The following is a 24672-nucleotide window of genomic DNA, read 5'->3' as shown; positions in this document are numbered from 1 at the left end:
GACATGGGACGAGTCACGGAACGACGCAAGGTGATCCGCATCCGGGACGGAGTGGTGTCCGGCCGTCCGGACACGCTCGTCGCCGAGGAGCCCCTGGAGATCCGGCTGAACGGCAGACCGCTGGCGATCACCATGCGCACGCCGGGCGACGACTTCGCGCTGGCGGCCGGGTTCCTGGTGAGCGAGGGGGTCCTGGCCACCGCGTCCGACCTGCAGAACATCGTCTACTGCGCCGGGGCGACGGCCGACGGGTCCAACACCTACAACGTGGTGGACGTGAAGACCGCGCCCGGCGTGGTGGTCCCGGACATCACGCTCGAACGCAACGTCTACACCACCTCGTCCTGCGGCCTGTGCGGCAAGGCGAGCCTGGACGCGGTGCGCACCACGGCCCGCCACCCCCTCGCCGACACTCCCCCGCTGCGCCTGACCCCGGAGCTGCTGGCGGGCCTGCCCGACCGGCTGCGCGCGGCCCAGCGGGTCTTCGACCGCACCGGCGGCCTGCACGCGGCGGCGCTGTTCGACGAGGAGGGCGGGCTGCTGGACGTGCGGGAGGACGTGGGCCGGCACAACGCGGTGGACAAGGTCGTCGGCCGTGCCCTGCAGGGCGGCGGGCTCCCGCTGTCCCGGACGGTCCTGCTGGTCTCCGGCCGGGCCTCCTTCGAGCTGGCGCAGAAGGCGGTGATGGCCGGCATCCCGGTCCTGGCGGCGGTCTCCGCCCCGTCCTCGCTGGCCGTGGACCTGGCCGCGGAGACGGGCCTGACGCTGGTGGGCTTCCTGCGGGGCAGTTCCATGAACGTGTACGCGGGTGAGGACCGCATCGCCCTGCGGACCGCGGCCGCCCGGGGCTGACCGGTCTCCCGCGACACGGCGGCGGGGCCCCGGCCGGCGGGGAGCGCCCCCTGCGCCGCGGGGCCCCGCCTCGGGGCCGGCGGACCGGTGGCCGCACCGGCGCCTCCGGCCCGCACCGGCGCCCCGATCCGCACCGGTCCCCTCCGGGCCGTGGCAGGGCCCCCGGCCGTACCGGGCCGCGAGCCGCCGACGCCCCATGGACCGGAGCCACTTCGGCCACTAACGTCGCGGAGCGTGCCCGACGACGCAGCACGAGCACGACAGCGCACGGGGACCGGGATCGCCCTGGTGCTGACCCTGGTCCTCGGGGCCCTGCTGGTCACCGGTCTGCCGCGGGACGGCGACCGGCGGCCGGACGGCGGCGCCTGCGCACCGCGCACCGTCGCCTCCTGGTCCGCCGACTCCGCCCTCACCTCCGAGTTCGCCCGCTACGGCGACGACGACGCCCGCGGCGACGACTGGACCGGCGGCGACGGCACCCACTCGGTTCGGCTGCCCGACGGCCGGCTGCTGTGGCTGTTCTCCGACACCTACCTGGGCCGTGTGCACCGTCCGCCCAACCCGGCCGGCGAGTCCCACGCGTGGCGGGACGCCACCGCCCCGCTGGTGCGCAACTCGGCGGTGCTGATGCGCGGCGGCCGCCTGGAGCGCACCCTGCCCGCCCCGCTCTTCCCCGACCCCGCCCCGAACCGGTGGCGCTGGCCGGTGGCCGCCCGGGTCGAGCCGCGCTCCCCCGGCTCCGCCGAGCAGGTCGTGAGGGTCCTGCTGTGGGTGCGCACCGCCGGGCGGTCCCCGTGGATCTACGGCGTGCCCACCGCCACCGAGGTCGCCACGCTCTCGCTGCCCGACCTGCGCCCGGAGTCGGTGGTGACGGTGCTCGACCAGCAGCGCGTCGCCGACCCGTCGCGGCGGGTGCTGTTCGGCACGACCCTCGTCGAGGAGGACGGCTGGACGTACGTCTTCGGCGGCGACGACGGCCGCCCCGCCTCCCGCCCGGCCTCGCACGCCCACGTGGCGCGCGTCCCGGAGGGCGGGCTGGCGGACCCGGCGGCCTGGGAGTACTGGAACGGTTCGGCGTGGCAGACCCGGACCCGCCCGCGCCCGGTGCTCGGCGACGGGCGGCGCACGGGCGTGGGCAGCGCGTTCTCCGTGGTGCGGACGGACGGGACGTACGTGCTGTTCACTATGGCCGCGGGCGCCGAGGGGCTGACCACGGTGGCGGCGTACTGGGCCTGCTCCCCGACCGGACCGTGGCACGGGCCGACGGAGGAGTTCCGCCCCGCGCTGCCGCAGGGCGGGACCGCCGCCTACAACCCGCAGGCGCACCCGGAGCTGAGCGACGGCGGGCGGCTGGTGCTCAGCTACGACGTGAACTGGCTGGAGACGGCCGGGGCCGCGGTGATGCTCAGCCGGAACGTGTCCCTGTACCGACCTCGGTTCGTGACGGTCCGGCTCGGTCCGCCGCGCTGACCTCGACGGGGTCGTGGGAGCGGCGCCTGGCGATCACCGCGCACACCATCAGCTGCATCTGGTGGAAGAGCATCAGCGGCAGCACGGCCAGCGAGGCCTGCGTCCCGAACAGCACGCTCGCCATGGGCAGCCCGGCGGCCAGCGACTTCTTCGAGCCGGCGAACTGGATCGCGATCCGGTCCTCCCTGCCGAACCTCAGCGCCTTGGCGCCGTACCAGGTCAGCAGCAGCATCACGGCGAGCAGCACGGCCTCGACGACGAGCAGCCCGCCGAGCCGGGCCGGACTCACCCGGCCCCAGATGCCCTGGACCATGCCCTGGCTGAACGCGGTGTAGACGACGAGCAGGATCGAACCCCGGTCGACCAGCCCCAGCACCCTGCGACGGCGGGCGACGAAGGACCCGATCCAGCGGCGCAGCAGCTGCCCGGCGACGAACGGCACCAGCAGCTGGAGCACGATCCTGAGCACCGAGTCGGCGGAGAACCCGCCCGCGGCGCCGCCGAGCAGGGTCGCCGCGAGCAGCGGGGTGACGACGATGCCGGCCAGCGAGGAGAAGGAGCCGGCGCAGATCGCGGCGGGCACGTTGCCGCGGGCGATCGAGGTGAAGGCGATCGACGACTGGATGGTGGAGGGGACCAGGGTGAGGAAGAGCAGGCCCTGGTACAGCGGGTCGGCCAGGAGCACCGGGACGAGTCCGCGGGCGGCCAGGCCCAGCACCGGGAAGACGACGAACGTGCAGGCCAGGACGGTGACGTGGAGGCGCCAGTGCTTCAGGCCGTCCAGGGCCTCACGGGTGGACAGCCGGGCGCCGTAGAGGAAGAACAGCAGGGCGATCGCGGCCGTGGAGGCGCCCGAGGCGACGTCCGCGCCCGTACCGCGGGCCGGGAGCAGCGCGGCGAGGCCCACCGTCCCGAGCAGGAGCAGGATGTACGGGTCGATCGGCATCCAGGCCGGCCATCGCAGGCGTGTCACGGTGCTCCACTTGCTCGGTCGTGCGGGCGGTGCGCCCACGGACGCGCACCGGGACGCGCTCGGCGTCCCCGGGCCGCGCGGGGACGAGGCGTCCCCTCTCCATCCTGCTCCCTCCCGTCGTGATCGGGAATCCGGTACACCGCTCTGACTGTCATCACGGTCCGCGATGACCGCGGTAGCCTGCCGGGATGTACGACCCGACGCAGCTGCGGACGTTCCTGTCCGTGGCGCAGACGCTGAGCTTCACCCAGGCGGCGCGGCGGCTCGGGCTGCGGCAGTCGACCGTCAGCCAGCACGTGCGGCGGCTGGAGGACGCGACCGGGCGGCAGCTGTTCACCCGGGACACGCACTCGGTGGAGCTGACCGAGGACGGCGAGGCGATGCTCGGCTTCGCGCGGCGGATCCTGGCCGCGCACGAGCAGGCGACGCAGTTCTTCACCGGCACCCGGCTGCGCGGGCGGCTGCGGTTCGGCGCGTCGGAGGACTTCGTGCTGACCCGGCTGCCGGAGATCCTCGAGCGGTTCCGGCACGAGCACCCGGAGGTCGACCTGGAGCTGACGGTCGAGCTGTCGGGCACGCTGCACGAGCAGCTCGCCGCGGGAAGGCTGGACCTGGTGCTGGCCAAGCGGCGACCGGAGGACCCGCGCGCCGATCCGCACCGGCTGGTCTGGCACGACGAGCTGGTGTGGATCGGCGCGCCGGGGCTGCGCCCGGACCCGGACCGCCCGGTGCCGCTGATCGTCTACCCGCCGCCGGGCATCACCCGGGCCCTGGCGCTGCGGGCGCTGGAGCGGCAGGGCAGGCAGTGGCGCGTCGTGTGCACCAGCGGCAGCCTCAACGGCCTGCTCGCGGCGGCCCGCGCCGGGCTGGGGGTGATGGTGCACGCGCGCGGGCTGATCCCCCCGGGGCTGGTGCGGGTGCCGGAGCGGGCGGGCCTGCCGGAGCCGGGCGAGGTGGACTTCGTGGTGGCGCACGGCCGGCACCGCCCCTCCGCGCGGGGGGCGGCCGACGCCCTGACGGCGGCGATCCTGGCGGGCGGCGACCGGCTGCACCGCAGCGGGCGGTGACGTTTTCGTCCGCGCGCACGCTGGGGTGGGTGGGACCCGGTGGCGCGCCCCAAGGGACGGTCATGGGGCCGTACAGATTCCGTGGAGATTACGGCGCCGAAACTTACTCCACCGTCAGCTTTCTGTCCGGCCCTTCCCCATGTGCGCGCATTTTCCCCCGCTGACCAGCGCGGACGAGAGCCCTGCCCGGTTTTCGGACCCCCTCCCGCACCCCGGCCCGGTGGGGTAGCTTTCACGGCGCTGTGCGGGACGTCACTCTCCCGGACCGGCCCGGGCCGGTCCGGCCGGTCCCGCCGGTCCGAGCCAGTCCGAGCGCCGAGGAGCGGGAACGGGGAGCGGGATTGCGCGAGATCACCAGCCCTCCGCTCGCGTCGGCGCCCGCGGCCGGCGGTCTGGCCGACGTGGTCTTCCGGTACGCCGAGGAGGACCCCTCGTACGTCGCGCTGGGCCGCAAGGACGCCACCGGCCGGTGGCGGGACGTGACCAGCGCGGAGTTCCGCGACGAGGTGCTCGCCCTCGCCAAGGGCCTGCTCGCGGGCGGGGTCCGCTTCGGCGACCGGGTCGCGATCATGTCCCGTACCCGCTACGAGTGGACGCTCTTCGACTTCGCGCTGTGGGCGATCGGCGCGCAGGTCGTGCCCGTGTACCCCACGTCCTCCGCCGAGCAGTGCTCCTGGATGCTGCACGACGCCGGGGTGACGGCCGCCGTCGTGGAGCACGAGGACCACGCGATGACGATCGCCACCGTCATCGACCGGCTGCCCCGGATGCGCCGGCTGTGGCAGCTCGACGCGGGCGCGGTGCAGGAGCTGTACGACGCGGGCGCGCACCTCGACGACGAGGTGGTGCACCGGCACCGGCGGGCGGTCACCCCCGAATCGGTGGCGACGGTCATCTACACCTCGGGCACCACGGGCCGCCCCAAGGGCTGCGTCCTGACGCACGGCAACTTCATGCACGAGGCGGACACCGTCGTCGCGCGCTGGGAGCCGGTGTTCCGCTCCGGGAAGAGCGACCGGGCGGCGACGTTGCTGTTCCTGCCGCTCGCGCACGTCTTCGGGCGGATGGTGCAGGTCGCCGGGATCCGCGGCAGGGTGAAGTTCGGCCACCAGCCGCAGCTGAACGCGGCGGCCCTGATGCCCGATCTGGCCGCGTTCCGGCCGACGTTCATCCTGGCCGTGCCGTACATCTTCGAGAAGGTGTTCGACGCGGCGCGGCGCAAGGCGGAGCGGGAGGGCCGTTCGGGGCCGTTCGAGAAGGCCGTCGAGGTGGCCGTCGCGTACGCGGACGCCGTCGAGACGAAGGCCTGGGGCACCGGCCCCGGCCCGTCCGCGGCCCTGCGGATGCAGCACCAGTTCTTCGACAAGCTCGTCTACTCCAAGATCCGCGCCGCGATGGGCGGCCGGATCCGGCACGCCATGTCGGGCGGCTCGGCGATGGACCGCCGGCTCGGGCTGTTCTTCGCGGGCGCCGGCGTCCACGTCTACGAGGGGTACGGCCTCACGGAGTCGACGGCGGCCGCCACCGTCAACCCGCCCGAGCGCACCCGTTACGGCACGGTCGGCCGGCCGATCCCCGGGGTCACCGTGCGCATCGCGCAGGACGGGGAGATCTGGCTGCGGGGCGACACCGTCTTCCAGGGCTACCTCAACGACCCCGGGGCGACCGGGGAGACCCTGCACGACGGCTGGCTGGCCACCGGCGACCTCGGCTCCCTGGACGAGGACGGTTACCTGACCATCACCGGCCGCAAGAAGGAGATCCTGGTCACCTCGAGCGGCAAGAGCGTCTCGCCGGGGCCGCTGGAGGAGCGGGTGCGGGACCATCCGCTGGTCAGCCAGTGCATCGTCGTCGGCAACGACCGCCCGTACGTCGCCGCCCTGGTCACGCTGGACCCGGAGGCGGTCGAGCACTGGCTGACCGTGCGCCGCAAGCCGGGGCTGTCACCGGCCGAGCTGGTGCGGGACCCGGACCTGGAGGCGGAGGTGCGGCGTGCGGTGGTCGCGGCCAACACCCTCGTCTCGCAGGCCGAGTCGATCCGCACCTTCCGGATCCTGGCGCAGCCGTTCACCGAGGAGCACGGGCTGCTCACGCCGTCGCTGAAGCTGAAGCGGAAGGCGATCGAGAAGGCGTACGAGGAAGAGGTCGAGGCGCTCTACCGCGTGTGAATTCTCCCGTCAGGAATGCATCACGGGCCGTGATCGTTGACGATGGGAGTACCACCTGACCACAACCGAAGGATCGAGAGCTCGTGAGCAAGGTCCCCCCGATCATCCTGAACAACGGTGTCGAGATGCCCCAGCTGGGCTTCGGCGTCTGGCAGGTGCCGGACGACGAGGCCGAGACGGCCGTCGCGACGGCGCTGGAGGTCGGCTACCGCAGCATCGACACCGCGGCGATCTACGGCAACGAGGAGGGCACCGGCAGGGCCGTCGCGCGGTCGGGCGTCCCCCGCGAGGAGCTCTTCGTCACCACCAAGCTCTGGAACAGCGACCAGGGGTACGACGCGACGCTGCGCGCCTTCGACGCCTCCGTGTCGAAGCTGGGCCTGGACTACGTGGACCTGTACCTCATCCACTGGCCGACGCCGGAGCGCGGCCTGTACGTCGACACGTACAAGGCGTTCGAGAAGCTGCACGCCGACGGCCGGATCCGCGCGATCGGCGTGTCCAACTTCCTCCCCGAGCACCTGGAGCGGCTGATCGGCGAGACGTCGGTGATCCCGGCCGTGAACCAGATCGAGCTGCACCCGCACCTGCAGCAGCAGGCCGCGCGCGAGTACCACGCGCAGCAGGGCATCGCCACCGAGGCCTGGTCGCCGCTGGGCCAGGGCAAGGGCCTGCTGGAGGTCCCGGCGATCGTGGCCATCGCGCGCAAGCACGGCCGCACCCCGGCCCAGATCGTCCTGCGCTGGCACATCCAGCTGGGCAACGTCGTCATCCCGAAGTCGGTGACGCCGTCCCGGATCAAGGAGAACATCGACGTCTTCGGCTTCAGCCTGGACGACGAGGACCTCGCGGCGATCAGCGCCCTGAACGAGGACCGGCGGCTGGGTCCGGACCCGGCGGCGTTCAACGGGGCCTGACACCCCGCCGCCGGCGGCCTCCCCGAGCCCTCCGGGGACGGGGAGGCCGCCGGACGTCCGCGGGGAGCCGATCAGTTGGGCTGGCCGACGGGCCGCACCACCACGGTGTTGACGTCCACGCCGGCCGGCTGCCCCAGGGCCCACACGACCGAGTCGGCGATCTGGTCCGCGGTGAGCAGGTGACCGGGCGGGAGGCTGCCGTAGGAGTCCCAGAACGGCGTCCTTGTCCGGCCGGGCGCGATCAGCGTCACGCCCACGCCCCACTCGGTGACCTGCCGCCGGGTGTTCTCGGCGAGCCCGGTCACCGCCCACTTGGTCGCCCCGTAGATGTTGCCGGGGCCCGGTACGAACCCGGCGACGCTCCCCACCAGCACGATCCGCCCCCGGGTCTCCTTCAGGGCGTCGATCGAGGCCCTGATCAGCAGGGCGGGACCGAGGACGTTGGTCAGCACCATCTCGGTCCACCCGGCGGGGTCGCCCTCGGCGACCGAATCGTGGGTGGCGAAACCGGCGTTGGCGACGACGGTGTCCAGCCGGCCGAACTCCGCCAGCACGGTGTCGACCGCCGACCGTACGTCGTCGTACACAGCCGCGTTCCCGGTGAGCGTCAGCAGCCCTGCGGGTTCGCCGAGTTCCTTCGCGAAGCCGCGCAGCCGCCCGGTGCCGCGCCCGGTGACGGCCACCCGCTGCCCCGCGCCCAGCAACCGCCGCGCGACGGCGGCGCCGATACCGCTGCCTCCACCGGTGACGAGCGCGACCGGAGAGTCGGTCATGGTTACCCCCTGGTGTCGTTGTCCGCCGGGGAGTCCATCACCTGGAGGGCTCTCGAAGTCAAGGGCGTGGTCACACGGGCCGCACCGCCGCGTGGACCGTGTGGGCCGCCAGGACGAACACGTCCGGGCGGTGGTGCAGGCCCGCCTCGTCGTCGGGGTCGAGGAGGCGGTCGAGGGTGGCGCGGTCCTCGGCGTCCAGGCGCTCGGCCATGGCCTCGCGGATGCGTCCCAGGGTGGCGGCCACGTAGGCGCGGGCGCGGTCCGTGGCCGGTGCGGGGAGGTCGAGGAGGAAGGTGCGCGAGCGGGTGTGGTGCAGACCGGCCGAGGCCAGCAGGGCCGGCCAGTCCTCGGTGTGCGCGACGGAGCCCGGCAGGTCGGCGCGCATCCGGGCGAACCACTCCTCCTCCACCGCGTCGATGCGCGCCTGGAGTCCGGGCCGGCCGAAACCGATGTCGCGGGGCAGGAACCGGGCGGGCAGACCGCCCTCCATCACGGCGAGCGTGCCGCCGGGCGCGAGCCGCCGGGCGAGGGCGGCGAGCGCCGCCTTCTGGTCGCCGAGGTGGTGCACGCTGCGGCTGGCCCACAGCAGGTCGGCCGGGTAGTCCAACGCGTCGAGCACCTCGGGCAGTTCACCGGCGAGGGTGCCGAAGCGGTCGGCGACGCCCTGGCGGGCGGCCCGGGCCGCGGCCCGCTCCAGCAGCGGTCCGGAGCCGTCGACGGCCACGATCCGCGCGCCCGGGAAGGTCTCGGCGAACAGGCAGGAGATGACGCCGGGCCCGCTGCCCGCGTCGACGACGAGTCCGGGTCCGGTCACCTCCTTCGCCAGCCAGCTCAGGGCCCGCTCGTACAGGGGGGTGAAGAGCTCCGCCTGGGATTCGAGGAGGGGGCCATCTCGGCCCAGTCGATGTCGGCGTGGTCGTGGTGGCCGTGGTCGTGGTGGCCGTGGTCGTGACCGTGGTCGTGGTGGTGGTGCGCCATGGTGGACAGCCTCTCCGCTCGGGTGCCGCCAGGGTGCTCCGGCGCACCGGACGGGAGCAAGCGGTGTTGCCGCTCCCGCAAAACGTGCCTCGCGGGAGCGGCGGAACCGCCGGAGGGGCGTGTGCGGCCCCGCCGGGGACGGGCCCGGCGGGACCGTCCCCGGCGGTTCACAGCGGCCGGCCGGTCAGGACAGCGGCGGGTACGCGTTCTTCATCAGCTCCTGGAACTGGGCGGAGAACCAGTGCCCGGAGATCGGGGCGTCGGGCAGGGCGCCCGACATGTTGTTGTCGTTGCGCGGGTTGCCCGTGTACGTCGGGTCGCACATCCGGTCGAAGCCCTTGCCCTCGTCGTTGTCGATGGCCTTGCTCGCCCCGTCGGACTCGCCCGGGGGCTTCATCCACACGTAGGCGTCGATCCCGGGCTCCGGCGAGGCCTTCGGCCGCTCGCCGAGTCCCGCGCCCTTCTGGTTGCACCAGTTGCCCGTGTTGAACCGGCGGTCGTAGCGGCCGCCGTCGACGTAGGTGTCCACGCTGGTCGTGGCGCCGGGCCCGGTGGGCCGGGCGGTGCCGCCCCAGCCGTTGCGGGAGGTGTCGATCAGCATGCCGATCTTCGAGTCGAAGCCGAGCGAGACCAGCTTCTGGCGCAGGGCCTGGGCGTACGACAGCTCGTCGACGTAACGGTTCCAGCTGACCCACTTGGACTCGCGCACCGACTTGCCGGCCACGGTCTGGTCGACCGAGAAGTGGTCCTCCTTCAGCGCGCTGTAGTTGGCGGTGTTGGCGATGAAGCCGTGCACGTCGGCGACGGTGGCGCCCTCGGCGGTGGCGGCCTGCTTGAACATCTCCGCGGAGGCGCCGAAGTTGTCGTCCCAGCCGAGCCAGCCGTGGTGTCCGGCGTCCACGTAGTTGTAGACGTTGGGCACGTCACCGAGCTTGTTCAGGGCGTAGCCGACGCCCTTGACGTAGTTGCCGTTGGCCTTCATCACGTCGCAGTTCGGCGTGGCGGTGGGCCGCGGGGAGACGTTGGTGACCAGGTTCGGCAGGGAGTCGATCTCGACCGTGGTGACGATCCGCAGCGAGGCGTACTTGGGGTCGGCGAGGATGGCCTTGATCGGGTCGATGTACTGCGTCTTGTACTTGTCGATCTCCGTCGGGCCGAGTTCGCCGTTGGAGGCGAGCGCGGCGCAGTCGCGGCCGGGCAGGTTGTAGATGACCAGCTGGACGACGAGCTCGCCGGAGCCCTTCTGCCGCAGGGCCTCGTCGAGGTGGTCGCGCAGGCCCATGCCGCCGTTGACGCCGTTGATGGCGGCGGTGCGGTCCAGCCAGACGCCGGTGGGCTGGTTGGCGATGCGGCTGCCGCCCGGCTCGGCGGCGGCCTTGGCGGACCACTCGGGGTTCACGTACACCTTGGCGCCGCTGTAGGGGTTGTCGACCCGGTTGCCCGTGGGCGGCGGGTCGGTCGGGTCCGGCGGGTCGGTCGGTCCGCCGGAGTCGACGTTGCAGGTCACGCCGTCGAGGGTGAAGGTGGCCGGGATCGCGTTGGTGCCGCTGTAGGAGCCCTGGAAGCCGAAGGTGGCCGAACCTCCGGTGGCCAGCGTGCCGTTGTAGGACTCGTTGGCGGCGGTGACGTCGGCGCCGGACTGGGTGACCTTGGCGTTCCAGCCGCTGGTGACCTTCTGGTTGCCGGCGTACGACCACTTCACCGCCCACGACGACTTGGCGGCGCCGTTGTTGGTGACCGTCACGGACGCGGTGAAGCCGGTGGACCACTGGTTCTGCACCTTGTAGTCGACGGTGCAGGGGACGGCGGCCGCGCCGACGTCGCCGGGGATGGCGGCGAACGCCGTCCCGGTGGCGCCGGCGACCAGCGCCATGGCGGCGAGGAGCGCGGTTCTGGTGCGACTCATGAGTGCGGGTGTCCTATCCGTAGGGGGCTGTCCTTCGAGGGCGTGCGCGGGGGCCGCGCGGCCCGGTGCCGTACGGGGTGGGAGTGCCGTCGTGACCCGGTCCAGGACGGGCCCGTGGTGCCGCCGGGGGTGTTCTCGGGCAGCACGGACGACGAGGGGTCCCACGAAGGTGCGCCGGCCCCGCGCCCGGGGTGCGGGTGGTGCCGTCGAGCCGGATCGCCGCCGTCCCGGTGCCGCCGCCCGCGGAGGGGGGCGTGGCGGAGCGCTCCGCCGTGCACGGGAATGGCTAAAAGTACTGAACGCGGGGGGTGGCGCATGAGCGACTCCTTGCAGTGCGAAGCGCGCCGTGACGGACGCGCCGACTGGTGGAACCGCTCCCACTGGTGTTCATGAAGCTAGCGCCAAGTGACGGCGAAGAACAGAGGGTTGTCAACTTTCCCCGCGTCTCGCCGCGTCGAATCTTTTCGACTCTCCACAAACCTTGACCGCCCCCGACCCCGTCCCCACTATGGGAGCGCTCCCACTGGTTCAAGCCTTGACATCTCCGAGTCGCAGGAGGAACCAGCACCATGCATCCCCCACCCAGGAGACGCAGAGGCGTCCGGCGGTTGTGGACGGCCGCCGCGGCGGCTCTCGCGCTCCCGCTGACGATGCTCTCCTCAGGTTCAACTCCCGCTCAGGCGGCGGCCGTCCAGTGCAGCGTCGACTACCGGACCAACGACTGGGGCTCCGGCTTCACCGCGGAACTGACGCTCACCAACCGCGGCACGGACGTCATCGACGGCTGGACGCTGACGTACGACTACGCGGGCAGCCAGAAGCTCGTGAACGGCTGGAACGGCAGCTGGTCGCAGTCCGGGAAGACCGTGACCGTGAAGAACGCCGGGTACAACGCCCGGATCGCCGCCGGCGGCGCCGTCACGACCGGCGCCCAGTTCTCCTACAGCGGATCCAACGCCGCGCCCACGTCCTTCGCGATCAACGGCACCACCTGCGTCGGCGCCCACCAGCCGCCGATCACCGTGCTGACCAGCCCCGAGGCCGGCGCCGTCTACACCCAGGGGGAGACCGTCCCGCTCGCGGCGACCGCGGCGGCGGCCGACAACGCCACGATCACCAAGGTCGAGTTCTACGACGACACCGAACTGCTGGGCACGGACAGCAGCGCCCCGTTCACCCTGTCGGTCGCCGGTTTGACCGTGGGCAGTCATTCGCTGGTGGCGAAGGCCCACGACAGCATGGGCGCCTCCGCGAGTTCGACCCCGGTCGGCATCACGGTCGCCTCGGGCCCCACCGTGGTGGCCACACCGTCCCAACTGGGCGTCCGGCAGGGCGAGTCGGGCACGTACGAGGTGAAGCTGTCGAAGCAGCCGAGCGCGAACGTGACCGTCACGACGGCCCGCGCGAGCGGCAACTCGGGGCTGTCGGTCACCGGTGGCGCCTCGCTCACCTTCACCCCGTCGAACTGGAACACCGCGCAGAAGGTGACCATCGGCGCCGACTCCTCCGGCACCGGCTCGGCGGTCTTCGAGTCGACGGCGCCGGGGCACGGCAAGGCCGCGGTCACGGTGACGCAGCTGGGTGCGCAGAAGGCGTACGACGCGCGCTTCCTGGAGCTGTACGGGAAGATCACCGACCCGGCGAACGGCTACTTCTCGCCCGAGGGCATCCCGTACCACTCGGTCGAGACGCTGATCGTCGAGGCGCCGGACCACGGCCACGAGACCACCTCGGAGGCGTACAGCTACCTGCTGTGGCTCCAGGCCATGTACGGCAAGGTGACCGGTGACTGGTCCAAGTTCAACGGGGCCTGGGAGATCATGGAGAAGTACATGATCCCGAACCGCGCCGACCAGCCGACCAACTCCTTCTACAACGCCTCGAAGCCGGCGACGTACGCGCCCGAGTACGACACCCCGAACGAGTACCCGTCCGCGCTCGACACGGGCGTCCCGGTCGGCCCCGACCCGATCGCGGCCGAGCTGAGGTCCGCCTACGGCACGGACGACGTCTACGGCATGCACTGGATCCAGGACGTCGACAACGTCTACGGCTACGGCAACTCGCCCGGCAAGTGCGAGGCGGGTCCGGCGGACACCGGACCGTCGTACATCAACACCTTCCAGCGCGGCCCGCAGGAGTCGGTGTGGGAGACCGTCCCGCAGCCCACCTGCGACGCCTTCAAGTACGGCGGGAAGAACGGCTACCTGGACCTGTTCACCAAGGACGCGTCCTACGCCAGGCAGTGGAAGTTCACCAACGCCCCGGACGCCGACGCGCGCGCCGTGCAGGCCGCGTACTGGGCGGACAAGTGGGCCAAGGAGCAGGGCAAGGGCTCCGAGGTCTCCGCGACCGTCACCAAGGCCGCGAAGATGGGTGACTACCTGCGCTACGCCATGTTCGACAAGTACTTCAAGAAGATCGGCAACTGCACCAGCCCGTCCTGCCCGGCCGGCACCGGCAAGGACGCCTCGCACTACCTGCTGTCCTGGTACTACGCCTGGGGCGGCGCCACCGACTCCTCGGCGGGCTGGGCCTGGCGCATCGGTTCCAGCCACGCGCACGGCGGCTACCAGAACCCTCTCGCCGCGTACGCGCTGAGCAACTACGCGCCGCTGAAGCCGAAGTCGGCGACGGGCGCGGACGACTGGGCCAAGTCGATGCAGCGGCAGCTGGAGTTCTACCGCTGGCTGCAGTCCGACGAGGGCGCCATCGCGGGCGGCGCGACCAACAGCTGGGCGGGCCGGTACACGACCCCGCCGGCCGGCACGCCGACCTTCTACGGCATGCACTACGACGAGAAGCCGGTCTACCACGACCCGCCGTCCAACCAGTGGTTCGGCTTCCAGGCGTGGTCGATGGAGCGGGTCGCCGAGCTGTACCAGCAGACCGGCAACGCGCTCGCCAAGTCGGTCCTCGACAAGTGGGTGGACTGGGCCCTGTCCGAGACCACGGTCAACCCGGACGGCACCTTCCGGATCCCGTCGACGCTGCGCTGGTCGGGCAAGCCCGACACGTGGAACGCCACGGCCCCCGGTGCCAACAGCGGCCTGCACGTCACCGTCGTCGACTACACCAACGACGTCGGCGTGGCGGCCGCGTACGCCAAGACCCTGACGTACTACGCCGACCGCTCCGGTGACACCGAGGCCGCGGCCACCGCGAAGAAGCTCCTCGACGGCATGTGGAACAACCACCAGGACGACCTGGGCATCGCCGTCCCGGAGACCCGCGCCGACTACAACCGCTTCGACGACCCGGTGTACGTCCCGAACGGCTGGACCGGCACCATGCCCAACGGCGACGTGATCAACTCCTCGTCGACGTTCGACTCGATCCGCTCCTTCTACCAGGACGACCCGGCCTGGTCGAAGATCGAGTCCTACCTGGCGGGCGGCGCCGCGCCCACCTTCACGTACCACCGGTTCTGGGCCCAGGCGGACATCGCCACGGCCATGGGCTCGTACGCGGAGCTTCTCGAATAGTCCCCGCCGGCGCTCCGCGTACCGGCCCCGGCACCTGACGCCGGGGCCACCCGGCCGGGCGGCCCCCCGGGCCCTGCCGCCGGACTCCCGTCCGCCGCACGACACCATGCACGCACTCTCGCCGCACCGGGCCCCGACCCGAGTACCTCCAAGTACGGGTTCGGGGCCCGGCACACCGAGAGGACGCTCCCCCGAGCTCTCGACTTCGCTCGAGCAGGGGGACCCCCATGGCGCCGCGCGGCCCGCCCTCCGGGCGGACGACGGGAGTCCGACGGCAGGACCCACGCACGGGGGGCCGCCCGGCCCTCGCACGCTTTCCGCCCCTCCCCCCACCCCGAGGAAGGAACGCACCGTGCGAAGAACCCGCATCCTCACGGCCGTGCTCGCCCTGGCGGCCGGCCGCGAGGGCGGCCCGCCCGCCCTCGCGGCCGGCGACGGCCCGGAACCGGCCGCGGCCACCCCCCTCGCCGCCGACACCTTCACCTGGAAGAACGCCCGCGTCGACGGCGGCGGGTTCGTCCCCGGCATCGTCTTCAACCGCAGCGAGAAGAACCTGGCCTACGCCCGCACCGACATCGGCGGCGCCTACCGCTGGCAGGAGGCGACGAAGACCTGGACCCCGCTGCTGGACTCGGTGGGCTGGGACGACTGGGGGCACACCGGCGTGGTGAGCCTCGCCTCCGACCCGGTCGACCCGGACCGGGTGTACGCGGCGGTCGGCACGTACACCAACGACTGGGACCCGGGCAACGGCGCGGTGCTGCGCTCCGCCGACCGGGGCGCGACCTGGCGGAAGGCCGGCCTGCCGTTCAAGCTGGGCGGCAACATGCCGGGCCGGGGCATGGGGGAACGCCTGGCGGTCGACCCGAACCGCAACAGCGTGCTGTACCTGGGCGCGCCCAGCGGGAAGGGGCTGTGGCGGTCGACGGACTCGGGGGCGAGCTGGTCGCGGGTCGCGAACTTCCCCAACCCCGGGAACTACGCCCAGGATCCGAGCGACACGTCCGGGTACGCCAGTGACAACCAGGGGATCGTCTGGGTCACCTTCGACGAGTCGACGGGCAGCGCCGGCACGGCGACGAGGACGGTCTACGCCGGTGTCGCCGACAAGGACAACGCCGTGTACCGGTCGACGGACGCGGGCGCCACCTGGCAGCGGCTGCCCGGCCAGCCGACGGGGTACCTCGCCCACAAGGGCGTCCTCGACGCCGGGAACGGCCACCTCTACCTCGCCTACAGCGACACCGGCGGCCCCTACGACGGCGGCAGGGGCCGGCTGTACCGGTACGCGACGGCGACCGGCACCTGGACCGACATCAGCCCCGTCGCCGGGGCCGACACGTACTACGGCTTCAGCGGACTGACGGTGGACCGGCAGGACCCGGGCACGGTGATGGCCACCGCCTACAGCTCCTGGTGGCCGGACACCCAGATCTTCCGCTCCACGGACAGCGGCGCGACCTGGACGAAGGCGTGGGACTACACGTCGTACCCGAACCGCGAGAACCGCTACACGATGGACGTCTCGTCCGTGCCGTGGCTCACCTGGGGCGCCAGCCCCTCCCCGCCCGAACAGACCCCGAAGCTCGGCTGGATGACCGAGGCGCTGGAGATCGACCCCTTCGACTCGGACCGCATGATGTACGGCACCGGCGCGACGGTCCACGGCACCGAGGACCTCACGAACTGGGACACCGGCTCGCGGTTCACCATCACGCCGATGGTGCGCGGTCTGGAGGAGACGGCCGTCAACGACCTCGCCTCTCCCCCGTCGGGCGCGCCGCTGCTCAGCGCGCTCGGCGACGTCGGCGGCTTCCGGCACACGGATCTCACCGAGGTGCCGTCGATGATGTTCACCCAGCCCGGCTTCACGTCGACGACGAGCCTGGACTTCGCCGAGTCGAACCCGGACACGGTGGTCCGGTCCGGCGCCCTGGACTCCGGCCCGCACATCGCGTTCTCCACCGACAACGGCGCCCACTGGTTCGCGGGCACCGACCCCTCGGGAGTCAGCGGGGGCGGGACGGTCGCGGCGGCGGCCGACGGCAGCCGGTTCGTGTGGAGCCCGCAGGGCACCGGCGTGCACCACACGACCGGGTTCGGCACGTCCTGGTCGAAGTCGGCCGGCATCCCGGACGGGGCGGTCGTGGAGTCCGACCGGGTGGACCCGAAGACCTTCTACGGCTTCAAGTCCGGCAGGTTCTACGTCAGCACGGACGGCGGGGCGACGTTCAGGGAGTCGGCCGCGACCGGACTGCCCGGCGGTGACAGCGTGCGGTTCAAGGCGCTGCCGGGCGCGAAGGGCGACGTCTGGCTGGCGGGCGGATCGAGCGACGGGGCGTACGGCCTGTGGCACTCCACGGACGCCGGGGCGACCTTCACCAGGCTGCCGAACGTCGAGGAGGCCGACACCGTCGGCTTCGGCAAGGCGGCGCCCGGATCCTCGTACCAGACCCTCTACACCAGCGCGCAGATCGACGGTGTGCGCGGCATCTTCCGCTCCACGGACCGGGGCGAGAGCTGGACCCGCGTCAACGACGACGCCCACCAGTGGGGCTGGACCGGCGCGGCGATCACCGGTGACCCGCGGGTGTACGGCCGGGTCTACGTGGCGACCAACGGCCGCGGCGTCGTCTACGGCGACACCTCGGACACCGGCGGCGGCACGGACCCGGATCCGGACCCGCAGCCCTCGGGCGCCTGCGCGGTGACGTACACGGTCGCCAACCAGTGGTCCGGCGGCTTCCAGGCCGAGGTACGGGTGACCAACACGGGGTCGAGCGCCTGGAACGGCTGGACGCTGAACTGGTCCTTCGCGGACGGGCAGAGGATCTCCCAGCTCTGGAACGCCGCCCACACGCAGTCGGGTCCGGCGGTCACGGTGCGCAACACCGACTGGAACGGCACCGTGGCGGCGGGCGCGTCGGTCGGCTTCGGCTTCACCGCGGCCGGATCGGCGGCGAACACCGAACCGGCCGCCTTCAGGCTGGGCGAGCGGACCTGCACGGTGCGCTGAGGGGACCGCCGGCGGGGGGACGACGACCGGCCCCCCGCCGGCGACAGCGGGGGAGCCACGGTGCACGGGCGGATCGTCTTCCTGAACGGCACGTCCAGTCCGGGGGGATCGAGCATCGCGAAGGAACTGCCGAACGTCCTGGACGAGCCCTGCTTCCCCCTGCCCGTGGATTCCTTCCACGCGATGCGGTCGCGCCGGGGGATCGACGCGGACCTGCTTCCCGACGTGCTGCACCGCACGTGGAGGGGGTTCCACCGGGCGGTCGCCGGCGTGGCCGCGGCGGGGAACAACGCGGTGGTGGACCACGTGCCGAGCGAGGAGTGGCGCCTGCTGGACGACGGTGCGGGCGCCCTCATCACGGACGGCCGGCTCACCGGGGCCGTGGCGCGCGTCCCCCTCGCCCGCCCGTACCGGGTACGGGCGGGCGAGGGGGACGAGGCCGCCGGACAGGCGCTGACGTGCCGTCCGCTCAGGGGGTGAACACCGCCGGTCGCGGTGGCGTGGGCATGCCGTCGCCGAGGAAGAAGCCGGTGTGCGGGGGCTGGTTGTAGCCGGTGTTCTGCCAGGCCAGGGACGTGCGGTAGAGGGTGTCGTGGAGGAGGGTGGTGATCCTGCGGTCCGTGGCGTGCGGGGTGGAGTAGATGCGCAGCGCCTTGTTGTCACCGGTGCGCCAGACGACCTCCTCGCGCCAGTCGCCGAGGATGTCGCCGGACAGGACGGGCGTGGACTTGGTGCCGTTGTTGGACGCGACGCCGGAGCCGGTCAGCAGGCGGGTGTCGGAGGACGTGCCGTACTTGTCGACGCGGGTGCCGTCGAGGAGTTCGCGCACGGGGTCGCCGTCCCACCAGGCGAGGAAGTTGGCGGAGGACGGCTCGCGGCCCTTGGTGGCGCCGCCCTCGTCGCGGACGGAGCTGTCGGACGAGGACCACATCTCCGGGCCGGAGTTGCCCGGCCAGATGTCCGCGGCGACGCCCCGGCCGTTGTCGCAGCAGGCGGCGAGCTTCCAGCGGACCGTGCCGTTCGCGGGATCGATGTAGAGGGCGGCGGGCCGGCTCGTGGACTCGGAGACCTTGTAGTACTCCAGGCCGGGGGTCGCCGGGTCGAGGTCGCCGAGGTGCTGGGCGTCGCCGTGGCCGGTCCTCGTGGTCCACAGGGCGTTGCCGTTGTCGTCGACGGCCATCGAGCCGTAGACGATCTCGTCCCGGCCGTCCTTGTCGACGTCCCCGACGGAGAGGCTGTGGGAGCCCTGGCCGTCGTAGCCCCTGCCGCTGTTGGCGGAGGAGTTGGTGTCGAAGGTCCAGCGGCGGGTGAAGGAGCCGTTCCGCCAGTCCCAGGCCGCGATCACCGTGCGGGTGTAGTAGCCGCGGGCCGTGATCAGGGAGGGGCGGGCGCCGTCCAGGTAGGCGGTGCCGGCCAGGAAGCGGTCGACGCGGTTGCCGTAGGAGTCGCCCCAGGAGGAGACGGAGCCGCGGGCCGGGACGTAGTCGACGGTGCCCATCGCCTTGCCGGTCCGCCCGTCGAACATGGTCAGGTACTCGGGGCCGGACAGGACGTAGCCGCCGGAGTTGCGGTGGTCGGCGGAGGAGCTGCCGATGACGGCGCCGGTGCCGTCCCGGGTGCCGTCGGCGGTCTTCATGGCGACCTCGGCCCTGCCGTCGCCGTCGTAGTCGTACGCCTGGAACTGGGTGTAGTGGGCGCCGGAGCGGATGTTGCGGCCGAGGTCGATGCGCCACAGCCGGGTGCCGTCGAGTCTGAGGCCGTCGACGACGGTGTTGCCGGTGTGTCCGGACTGGGAGTTGTCCTTGGCGTTGGTCGGCTGCCACTTCAGCACGAAGTCCAGGGCGCCGTCGCCGTCCAGGTCGGCGACCGAGGCGTCGTCGGCCTCGTAGGTGTAGGCGACGCCGTCGGGGGTGGTGCCGCCGGCGGGCGGGGACAGGGGCACGTCCCTGTAGCCGGCGCGGAACTGGACGGCGTGCACGGAGTCGGCCTGCTCGACGCCGTTCACGACCGCGCGGACCGTGTAGTCGGCCGAGTCGGGCGCACCGGAGTGGAAGTAGTTGGTGGAGCCGGTGACGGGCGAGGAGTTGACCTTGGTGCCGGCCCGGTAGACGTTGAAGGAGACGTCGTCCGGGTCGGTGCCCAGCCAGCGCCAGCCGACCAGGTTGCCGCTGCCGGTGTGGACGCTGACGACGCCCCGGTCGAGCTTCTCGACCTGCCGCGCGGTGGCGGCCTCGGCGGGCTCGCCGGACAGTGCCGTCGGACCGGCGCCGGCCAGCGTCGCCGCGGCGAGCGCCGCGGGGAGGAGGACACGGCGTCTGCGGTGCCTGCGGGGGTGCTTCACGGGGCGGACCTCCTGGGAGGACGAATGGGTTCCGCCTCTCGGTCGCCGCCGGCGCGCTCCGGGTTGCCGCTACAGCGGCTTCCGGAAGGCCCTGAGGGTGAACACCGGGTCGGGGCGCGGCCGGTCCTGGTCGGGGAGCCCGGCCAGCCGGGTGGCGAAGCGCTCGGCGATCGGTTCGCCGGGGGGCAGGGTGACGAACCAGCCGCGGCGCAGGTCGGCGATGGTGCGGCGGGGGCTGCGGCCCTGCCCGTGCCCCCGGAAGCGGGCCCGCCCGGCCGGGAGCAGGCCGTGCTCGGCGGCACGGGCCTCGACGTCGGCGGCGGCGTCGGGCACCGGGCTGTGCGGGCGGGCGGCGAGGACGGCGTCGATGTCGCTGCCGACGTTGTGGGAGGCGCCCTTGTCGACGGTGGTGACGTAGACCCCGCCGGGCCGCAGGACGCGGGCGCACTCGCCGACGGCGGCCCGCACGTCCTCGGGGCCGGGCAGGAGGTGCAGCAGCCACACGCTGACCACGGCGTCGAACCGGGCGTCGGCGAACGGCAGCCGGCGGATGTCGGCGCGGACCACGGCGCCGGGCAGGCGGGCGGCGGCCCTGCGGGTCATCGACGGGGCGAGGTCGGCGCCGGTCACCCGCAGGCCGTCGCGGGCGGCGGCGAACCGCCGGGTCACGATGCCGGTGCCGCAGGCCACGTCCAGCAGGTCCCGCGCCTGCTCCGGTATCAGGCCCAGCACGGCCGCCGCGGCCGCGGCGGCGCGTGGCTCACCGCCGCGCAGGGCGTCGTAGTCCGCCGCTTCCTTGTCGTAGTCCAGCACGCGCCTCAGTGTGCCCCGTGTCCGGGGGCGAGGTCCTCCACCCTGCGGGCGAGTTCGACGTCCTTCTCGGTGACGGCGCCGCCCGCGCTGTGGGTGTTCACGGACAGCGACACGGTGTCGTAGCCGAGGGTGAGGTCGGAGTGGTGGTCGAGCTCCTCCTGCACCTGGGCGATGTGGACGACCATCGCCGTCGCCGCGGAGTGCGACCCCAGCCGGTAGGAGCGGGTGAGGCGGTCCCCGTCGAGCGACCAGCCCGGCAGTTCGGCCAGCCGGTCCTCGATCTCCTTCTGCGACAGCGGTTCGACGGGCATGGGGCGCACTCCTTCACCGGTCCGGTCCCCTCGTCGCTCCCGCACGGGGGCTCGCCTCCCAGGCTGCCACAGAAGGGCGCCGGACACCTGGTCAGGAGCGTGCGGCTCCCCGGGACGGCCGTTTCTCGACTACGGTCCCGGTATGACCACTGCACCGTCCGGTACCGCCCCCGTCACCGAAGGGGTGGGCCCGCTGCTGCGGGCCTGGCGGGAGCAACGGCGGATCAGCCAGCTGGAGCTGGCCCTGCGCGCCGACTCCTCCGCCCGGCACATCAGCTTCATCGAGACCGGCCGTTCCCGGCCCAGCGAGGAGATGGTGCTGCGGCTGGCCGAGCACCTGGAGGTCCCGGTGCGGGAGCGCAACGCGCTGCTGCTGGCGGCGGGTTACGCGCCCCGGTTCCCGCAGACCCCGCTGGACGACCCGGCGCTGGAGGTGCTGCGGGACGGCATCGAGCGGCTGATCGGGGGGTTCGAGCCGTATCCGGCGCTGGTGGTCGACGCGATGTACGACGTCGTGGCGGCCAACCGGGGCGTCATGATGCTGTTCGACGGGGTGCCCGAGTCGCTGCTGGAGCCGCCGCTGAACGCGGTGCGGCTCACGCTGCACCCGCAGGGGCTGGCGCCGCGCATCCTGAACCTGCGGGAGTGGCGCGGGCATCTGCTGGAGCAGATGCGGCGGCAGATCGCGCTGCACCGCTCCGAGCCGCTGCGGGCGCTGTACGAGGAGGTGGCGGCGTTCCCGGTGCCGGACACCGGCGAGGGGGCCGGGGAGGAACCGGCGGAGCCGGTGGCGTACTTCGCGCTGCCGATGCTGATCGAGCACGGGGGGCGGACGCTGTCGTTCGTGTCGTCGATCTCCACGTTCAACACGCCCATGGACGTGACCGTCGCCGAGCTGGCCGTGGAGACGCTCCTCCCGGCGGACCCGGCGACGGCCAAGTACCTTCAGTCCTGGCTGAGCTGACGTGCCCTCAGCGCCATGTGCTGGAGCAGGGCGAAGCCGGCCACGGTCAGGGCCTGCAGGACCGTCCAGACCGCGCCCGCCGTGGTCGGGGTGAGCCAGAGCGCGAGGGCGGCCAGACTCACCGCCGTCCAGGCGAGGTTGGCCTCGACGACGATCCGCACGCCGAGGGCCGGCGGGTGCGGCCGGGCGGCCACCAGGCCCACGGCGGCCGCGTAGACCGCGAGGAACGCGCCGAGCCCGAGGAGCAGGCCGGAGCCGGCGCCCAGGAAGCGTCCGAGCGGGCCGGAGAGGGCGAGGTAGGCGAGCGCGTTGGCGCCGGTCACCGCGGCGTCGAGGGCCAGGAAGCGGCGCAGCGCGGCTTGCGGCTCCGTGGTCCGGGCGAGCGCGGTGAGCTGGGTCGCGGACATGACGCATCATCCTCCGGCGGATCGGGTGCGGTGGCTGGGTGCGGGTTCCGGGCCGGAGTGCGCCGGCCCGGAACCCGGTGCCCCCACGATCGCCCGGGGGACGGGGCCCGGTCGATTACCCACGGGGTAATGCCGCAGGGACCGGGCGGGCGGGGACGGGAGGAGGAAGTGATTGTTCCGCAACACGTGAGAGTGTGGGAGGAACATGACAGACTGATCGCAGGCTTGGGCGCGTTGGGGAGGCGTGGCGTGAGTGAGCGGCGGGCCGCACCCACGGTGGGCCAGGTGGTGCTGGGAAGGCGGTTGCAGGAGCTGCGGGAGGCGGCGGGCCTCGGGCGTGAGGAGGCCGCCCGGATCCTGCGGGTGGCGCCCGCGACCGTCCGGCGGATGGAGACCGCCGAGGTCGCGCTGAAGATCCCGTACGTCCAGATCCTGCTGACCGCGTACGGGGTGCCCGGAAGCGAGGCGGCGGCGTTCGTGGAGCTCGTGGAGGAGGCGAACCGGCCGGGCTGGTGGCAGCGGTACCACGACGTGCTGCCGGAGTGGTTCAGCCTGTACGTGAGTCTGGAGGGGGCCGCCCGGATCATCCGGTCCTACGAGCCGCACTTCGTGCCGGGGCTGCTGCAGACCGAGGAGTACGCGCGGGCCGTCCTGGAGGCCGGGACGATCGGGACCGCCGGGCCCGCGGCGGTCGAGCGGCACGTGTCGCTGCGCATGGAGCGCCAGCGGCTCCTGGAGCGCCGGGACCCGCCCCACCTCTGGGTGATCATGGAGGAGACGGTGCTGCGGCGCCCGGTGAGCGTCGACGGCCGGGTGATGCGCGACCAGCTCGACAAGCTCCTGGAGTGGTCCGCCCGGGACCGGATCACGCTCCAGGTCGCCGAGTTCGCCGACGGTCCGCATCCGGGGACGTACGCGCCGTTCTCGCTGTTCCGGTTCGCCGAGCCGGAGCTGCCGGACATGGTGTTCACCGAGTACCTGACGGGCGCGCTGTACCTGGACTCCCGCAAGGAGGTCTCGGTGCACCTGGAGGTCCTGGACCACATGACGGCGCGGGCCGCCTCGACCCAGCGCACGGAGAAGCTGCTGCGGGAGTGGCGGGAGAGGTACTGAGCGAGCGGGTCCCGCGGCGGCCGCACGGAGCAACCCGTGCGCCGGGTGCGGCGTCTTCGGTACGGCACCGCACGTCCCGCGCCGGGTACGGCGGGCCTTCGCACCACGCGAGTACAGCGAGCCCGAGTACAGCGAGCCTTCGCACCCACGAGGAGAAGACAGCGCATGACCGGATCCGACGCCGCGCACGCCCCCGTCGACACCAGCCGCCCGCACCCGGCCCGCGTCTACGACTGGTGGCTCGGCGGCAAGGACAACTACCCGGTGGACGAGGAGCTGGCGCGGAAGATCCTCGCGGCGGACGACACGGCGGTGCGCGGGGCGCGCGCCAACCGCCGGTTCATGCACCGGGCCGTGCGCACCGTCGCCGAGGCCGGGATCCGCCAGTTCCTGGACATCGGCACGGGCATCCCCACGGAGCCCAATCTGCACCAGGTGGCGCAGGGCGTCGCGCCCGAGGCGCGCGTGGTGTACGCGGACAACGACCCGATCGTGCTGCGGCACGCCGAGGCGCTGCTGCACGGCACCGTCGAGGGCTCCACGGAGTACGTGCACGCCGACGTGCGGGACGTGGACACGCTGCTGCGCCGGGCCGGCGAGTCGCTGGACCTGGACCGGCCGGTGGCGCTGTCGCTGGTCGCGCTGACCCACTACCTGGACGACGACCCCGACGGCGACAACGTGTACGGCCTGCTGGAGCGGTACGTCGCCGCCCTCGCGCCGGGCAGCCACCTGATCCTGTCCCAGGTCACCCCGGACCTGAACCCGGCGGCCGTCGGGCAGGCGGCGAACCTCTTCCGGCGCGGCGGCACGCCCTTCCACCCGCGCCCGCTGGCCGCGTTCTCCCGTTTCTTCGACGGGCTGGAGCTGCTGGGACCGGGGGTGATCCCGGTGCACGGGTGGCGTCCGGGGGCGGAGGACGTGGCGGCCCAGGCGGAGGGCATCGTGCCGGTCTACGCGGGCGTCGCCCGCAAGCCGTGACCCGGCGCCCCTCCCCGGGCCGCCCCGGGGGGACGGACCGCTCCCCCGGCCGCCGTCCCGCGGGGGCCGGGGAGCGACCTCCCGGCCGCACCGCCCGGGCGCCGGGGGGCGCCGCCCCGCGCCCGGGCCCCGGTGCG

The 24672-nt window shown here is 73.0% G+C and carries 18 protein-coding genes and 1 pseudogene; 11 read left to right on the top strand and 8 right to left on the bottom strand.

Annotation, left to right across the window (positions count from 1 at the left end):
- The first annotated feature begins 3 nt into the window (after positions 1 to 3).
- Together fdhD and GL259_RS31850 are read left to right on the top strand one after the other, a co-directional pair.
- On the top strand, positions 4 to 852 hold the full coding sequence (gene fdhD / locus GL259_RS31855; protein WP_159536731.1) for a formate dehydrogenase accessory sulfurtransferase FdhD: 849 nt from the start codon (positions 4 to 6) through the stop codon (positions 850 to 852).
- Positions 853 to 1086: 234 nt separating this feature from the next.
- A complete protein-coding gene (locus tag GL259_RS31850; RefSeq protein WP_159536730.1) occupies positions 1087 to 2322 on the top strand; it encodes a DUF4185 domain-containing protein in 1236 nt (411 codons plus the stop codon).
- Here GL259_RS31850 and GL259_RS31845 read toward each other — a convergent pair.
- On the bottom strand, positions 2258 to 3268 hold the full coding sequence (locus GL259_RS31845) for a bile acid:sodium symporter family protein (protein WP_208026643.1): 1011 nt from the start codon (positions 3266 to 3268) through the stop codon (positions 2258 to 2260). The genes GL259_RS31850 and GL259_RS31845 overlap by 65 nt on opposite strands.
- Positions 3269 to 3483: 215 nt before the next feature.
- On the opposite strand from GL259_RS31845, the gene GL259_RS31840 reads away from it, so the two are divergent.
- The 3 genes from GL259_RS31840 to GL259_RS31830 all read left to right on the top strand — a co-directional run bounded on the left by GL259_RS31840 (position 3484) and on the right by GL259_RS31830 (position 7447).
- Positions 3484 to 4362: a LysR substrate-binding domain-containing protein gene (locus GL259_RS31840; protein ID WP_159536728.1), complete on the top strand. Its 879-nt coding sequence runs from the start codon at positions 3484 to 3486 to the stop codon at positions 4360 to 4362.
- Positions 4363 to 4703: 341 nt separating this feature from the next.
- Positions 4704 to 6530 (top strand): AMP-dependent synthetase/ligase, encoded by a 1827-nt coding sequence (locus GL259_RS31835; RefSeq protein WP_159536727.1) that lies wholly within the window; start codon positions 4704 to 4706, stop codon positions 6528 to 6530.
- Between the two features lie 125 nt (positions 6531 to 6655).
- Complete coding sequence (locus tag GL259_RS31830) at positions 6656 to 7447, top strand: aldo/keto reductase (RefSeq protein ID WP_159539150.1); 792 nt, start codon at positions 6656 to 6658, stop codon at positions 7445 to 7447.
- A gap of 71 nt (positions 7448 to 7518) precedes the next feature.
- Here GL259_RS31830 and GL259_RS31825 read toward each other — a convergent pair whose 3' ends face one another.
- The 3 genes and pseudogenes from GL259_RS31825 to GL259_RS31815 all read right to left on the bottom strand — a co-directional run bounded on the left by GL259_RS31825 (position 7519) and on the right by GL259_RS31815 (position 11104).
- Positions 7519 to 8220 (bottom strand): SDR family NAD(P)-dependent oxidoreductase, encoded by a 702-nt coding sequence (locus tag GL259_RS31825; RefSeq protein ID WP_159536726.1) that lies wholly within the window; start codon positions 8218 to 8220, stop codon positions 7519 to 7521.
- A gap of 70 nt (positions 8221 to 8290) precedes the next feature.
- Positions 8291 to 9198: pseudogene (locus GL259_RS31820) on the bottom strand (class I SAM-dependent methyltransferase).
- A gap of 184 nt (positions 9199 to 9382) precedes the next feature.
- Positions 9383 to 11104: a glycoside hydrolase family 6 protein gene (locus GL259_RS31815; RefSeq protein ID WP_159536725.1), complete on the bottom strand. Its 1722-nt coding sequence runs from the start codon at positions 11102 to 11104 to the stop codon at positions 9383 to 9385.
- A gap of 569 nt (positions 11105 to 11673) precedes the next feature.
- On the opposite strand from GL259_RS31815, the gene GL259_RS31810 reads away from it, so the two are divergent.
- The 3 genes from GL259_RS31810 (at position 11674) to GL259_RS31800 (ending at position 18085) form a co-directional block, all read left to right on the top strand.
- A complete protein-coding gene (locus GL259_RS31810) occupies positions 11674 to 14589 on the top strand; it encodes a glycoside hydrolase family 48 protein (protein ID WP_159536724.1) in 2916 nt (971 codons plus the stop codon).
- Positions 14590 to 14941: 352 nt separating this feature from the next.
- Complete coding sequence (locus GL259_RS31805) at positions 14942 to 17605, top strand: cellulose binding domain-containing protein (protein ID WP_159536723.1); 2664 nt, start codon at positions 14942 to 14944, stop codon at positions 17603 to 17605.
- Positions 17606 to 17665: 60 nt separating this feature from the next.
- A complete protein-coding gene (locus tag GL259_RS31800; RefSeq protein WP_159536722.1) occupies positions 17666 to 18085 on the top strand; it encodes a chloramphenicol phosphotransferase in 420 nt (139 codons plus the stop codon).
- On the opposite strand, the gene GL259_RS31795 is transcribed toward GL259_RS31800, so the two are convergent.
- The 3 genes from GL259_RS31795 to GL259_RS31785 form a co-directional block, all read right to left on the bottom strand.
- Entirely contained in the window at positions 18075 to 19946 is a 1872-nt protein-coding gene (locus tag GL259_RS31795; RefSeq protein WP_159536721.1) for a rhamnogalacturonan lyase, read from the bottom strand. The two genes, GL259_RS31800 and GL259_RS31795, sit on opposite strands and share 11 nt — an antisense overlap.
- A gap of 69 nt (positions 19947 to 20015) precedes the next feature.
- Positions 20016 to 20759, bottom strand: a complete 744-nt coding sequence (locus GL259_RS31790; RefSeq protein WP_159536720.1) for a class I SAM-dependent methyltransferase — start codon at positions 20757 to 20759, stop codon at positions 20016 to 20018.
- 5 nt (positions 20760 to 20764) lie between these two features.
- Positions 20765 to 21070, bottom strand: coding sequence for a 4a-hydroxytetrahydrobiopterin dehydratase (locus tag GL259_RS31785; protein WP_159536719.1), 306 nt, complete (start codon positions 21068 to 21070; stop codon positions 20765 to 20767).
- Between the two features lie 142 nt (positions 21071 to 21212).
- Here GL259_RS31785 and GL259_RS31780 point away from each other — a divergent pair, with 142 nt between their 5' ends.
- The gene (locus GL259_RS31780) at positions 21213 to 22034 is read left to right on the top strand and encodes a helix-turn-helix transcriptional regulator (RefSeq protein WP_159536718.1); all 822 of its coding nucleotides are present in this window, start codon (positions 21213 to 21215) and stop codon (positions 22032 to 22034) included.
- Here GL259_RS31780 and GL259_RS31775 read toward each other — a convergent pair.
- Entirely contained in the window at positions 22016 to 22441 is a 426-nt protein-coding gene (locus tag GL259_RS31775; protein WP_159536717.1) for a hypothetical protein, read from the bottom strand. The genes GL259_RS31780 and GL259_RS31775 overlap by 19 nt on opposite strands.
- 249 nt (positions 22442 to 22690) lie before the next feature.
- Between GL259_RS31775 and GL259_RS31770 the strand changes: the two genes are divergently transcribed.
- Both GL259_RS31770 and GL259_RS31765 read left to right on the top strand, forming a co-directional pair.
- Positions 22691 to 23554 carry a helix-turn-helix transcriptional regulator gene (locus tag GL259_RS31770; RefSeq protein ID WP_159536716.1) on the top strand — a complete coding sequence of 288 codons (864 nt, stop codon included), beginning with the start codon at positions 22691 to 22693 and terminating at the stop codon, positions 23552 to 23554.
- A 165-nt stretch (positions 23555 to 23719) separates the two neighbouring features.
- Positions 23720 to 24535, top strand: coding sequence for an SAM-dependent methyltransferase (locus GL259_RS31765; protein ID WP_159536715.1), 816 nt, complete (start codon positions 23720 to 23722; stop codon positions 24533 to 24535).
- Positions 24536 to 24672 lie beyond the last annotated feature (137 nt).

Source organism: Streptomyces sp. Tu 3180 (assembly GCF_009852415.1).
In the GTDB taxonomy this organism is placed as follows: domain Bacteria; phylum Actinomycetota; class Actinomycetes; order Streptomycetales; family Streptomycetaceae; genus Streptomyces.
This window is presented reverse-complemented; position numbering and strand designations above follow the sequence as displayed.

Coding starts and splice junctions, on each gene's coding strand:
- fdhD (WP_159536731.1), top strand. CDS start 4: ATGGGACGAGTCACGGAACGACGCAAGGTGATCCGCATCCGGGACGGA.
- GL259_RS31845 (WP_208026643.1), bottom strand. CDS start 3,268: ATGCCGATCGACCCGTACATCCTGCTCCTGCTCGGGACGGTGGGCCTC.
- GL259_RS31840 (WP_159536728.1), top strand. CDS start 3,484: ATGTACGACCCGACGCAGCTGCGGACGTTCCTGTCCGTGGCGCAGACG.
- GL259_RS31830 (WP_159539150.1), top strand. CDS start 6,656: ATGCCCCAGCTGGGCTTCGGCGTCTGGCAGGTGCCGGACGACGAGGCC.
- GL259_RS31825 (WP_159536726.1), bottom strand. CDS start 8,220: ATGACCGACTCTCCGGTCGCGCTCGTCACCGGTGGAGGCAGCGGTATC.
- GL259_RS31815 (WP_159536725.1), bottom strand. CDS start 11,104: ATGAGTCGCACCAGAACCGCGCTCCTCGCCGCCATGGCGCTGGTCGCC.
- GL259_RS31810 (WP_159536724.1), top strand. CDS start 11,674: ATGCATCCCCCACCCAGGAGACGCAGAGGCGTCCGGCGGTTGTGGACG.
- GL259_RS31785 (WP_159536719.1), bottom strand. CDS start 21,070: ATGCCCGTCGAACCGCTGTCGCAGAAGGAGATCGAGGACCGGCTGGCC.
- GL259_RS31780 (WP_159536718.1), top strand. CDS start 21,213: ATGACCACTGCACCGTCCGGTACCGCCCCCGTCACCGAAGGGGTGGGC.
- GL259_RS31775 (WP_159536717.1), bottom strand. CDS start 22,441: ATGTCCGCGACCCAGCTCACCGCGCTCGCCCGGACCACGGAGCCGCAA.
- GL259_RS31765 (WP_159536715.1), top strand. CDS start 23,720: ATGACCGGATCCGACGCCGCGCACGCCCCCGTCGACACCAGCCGCCCG.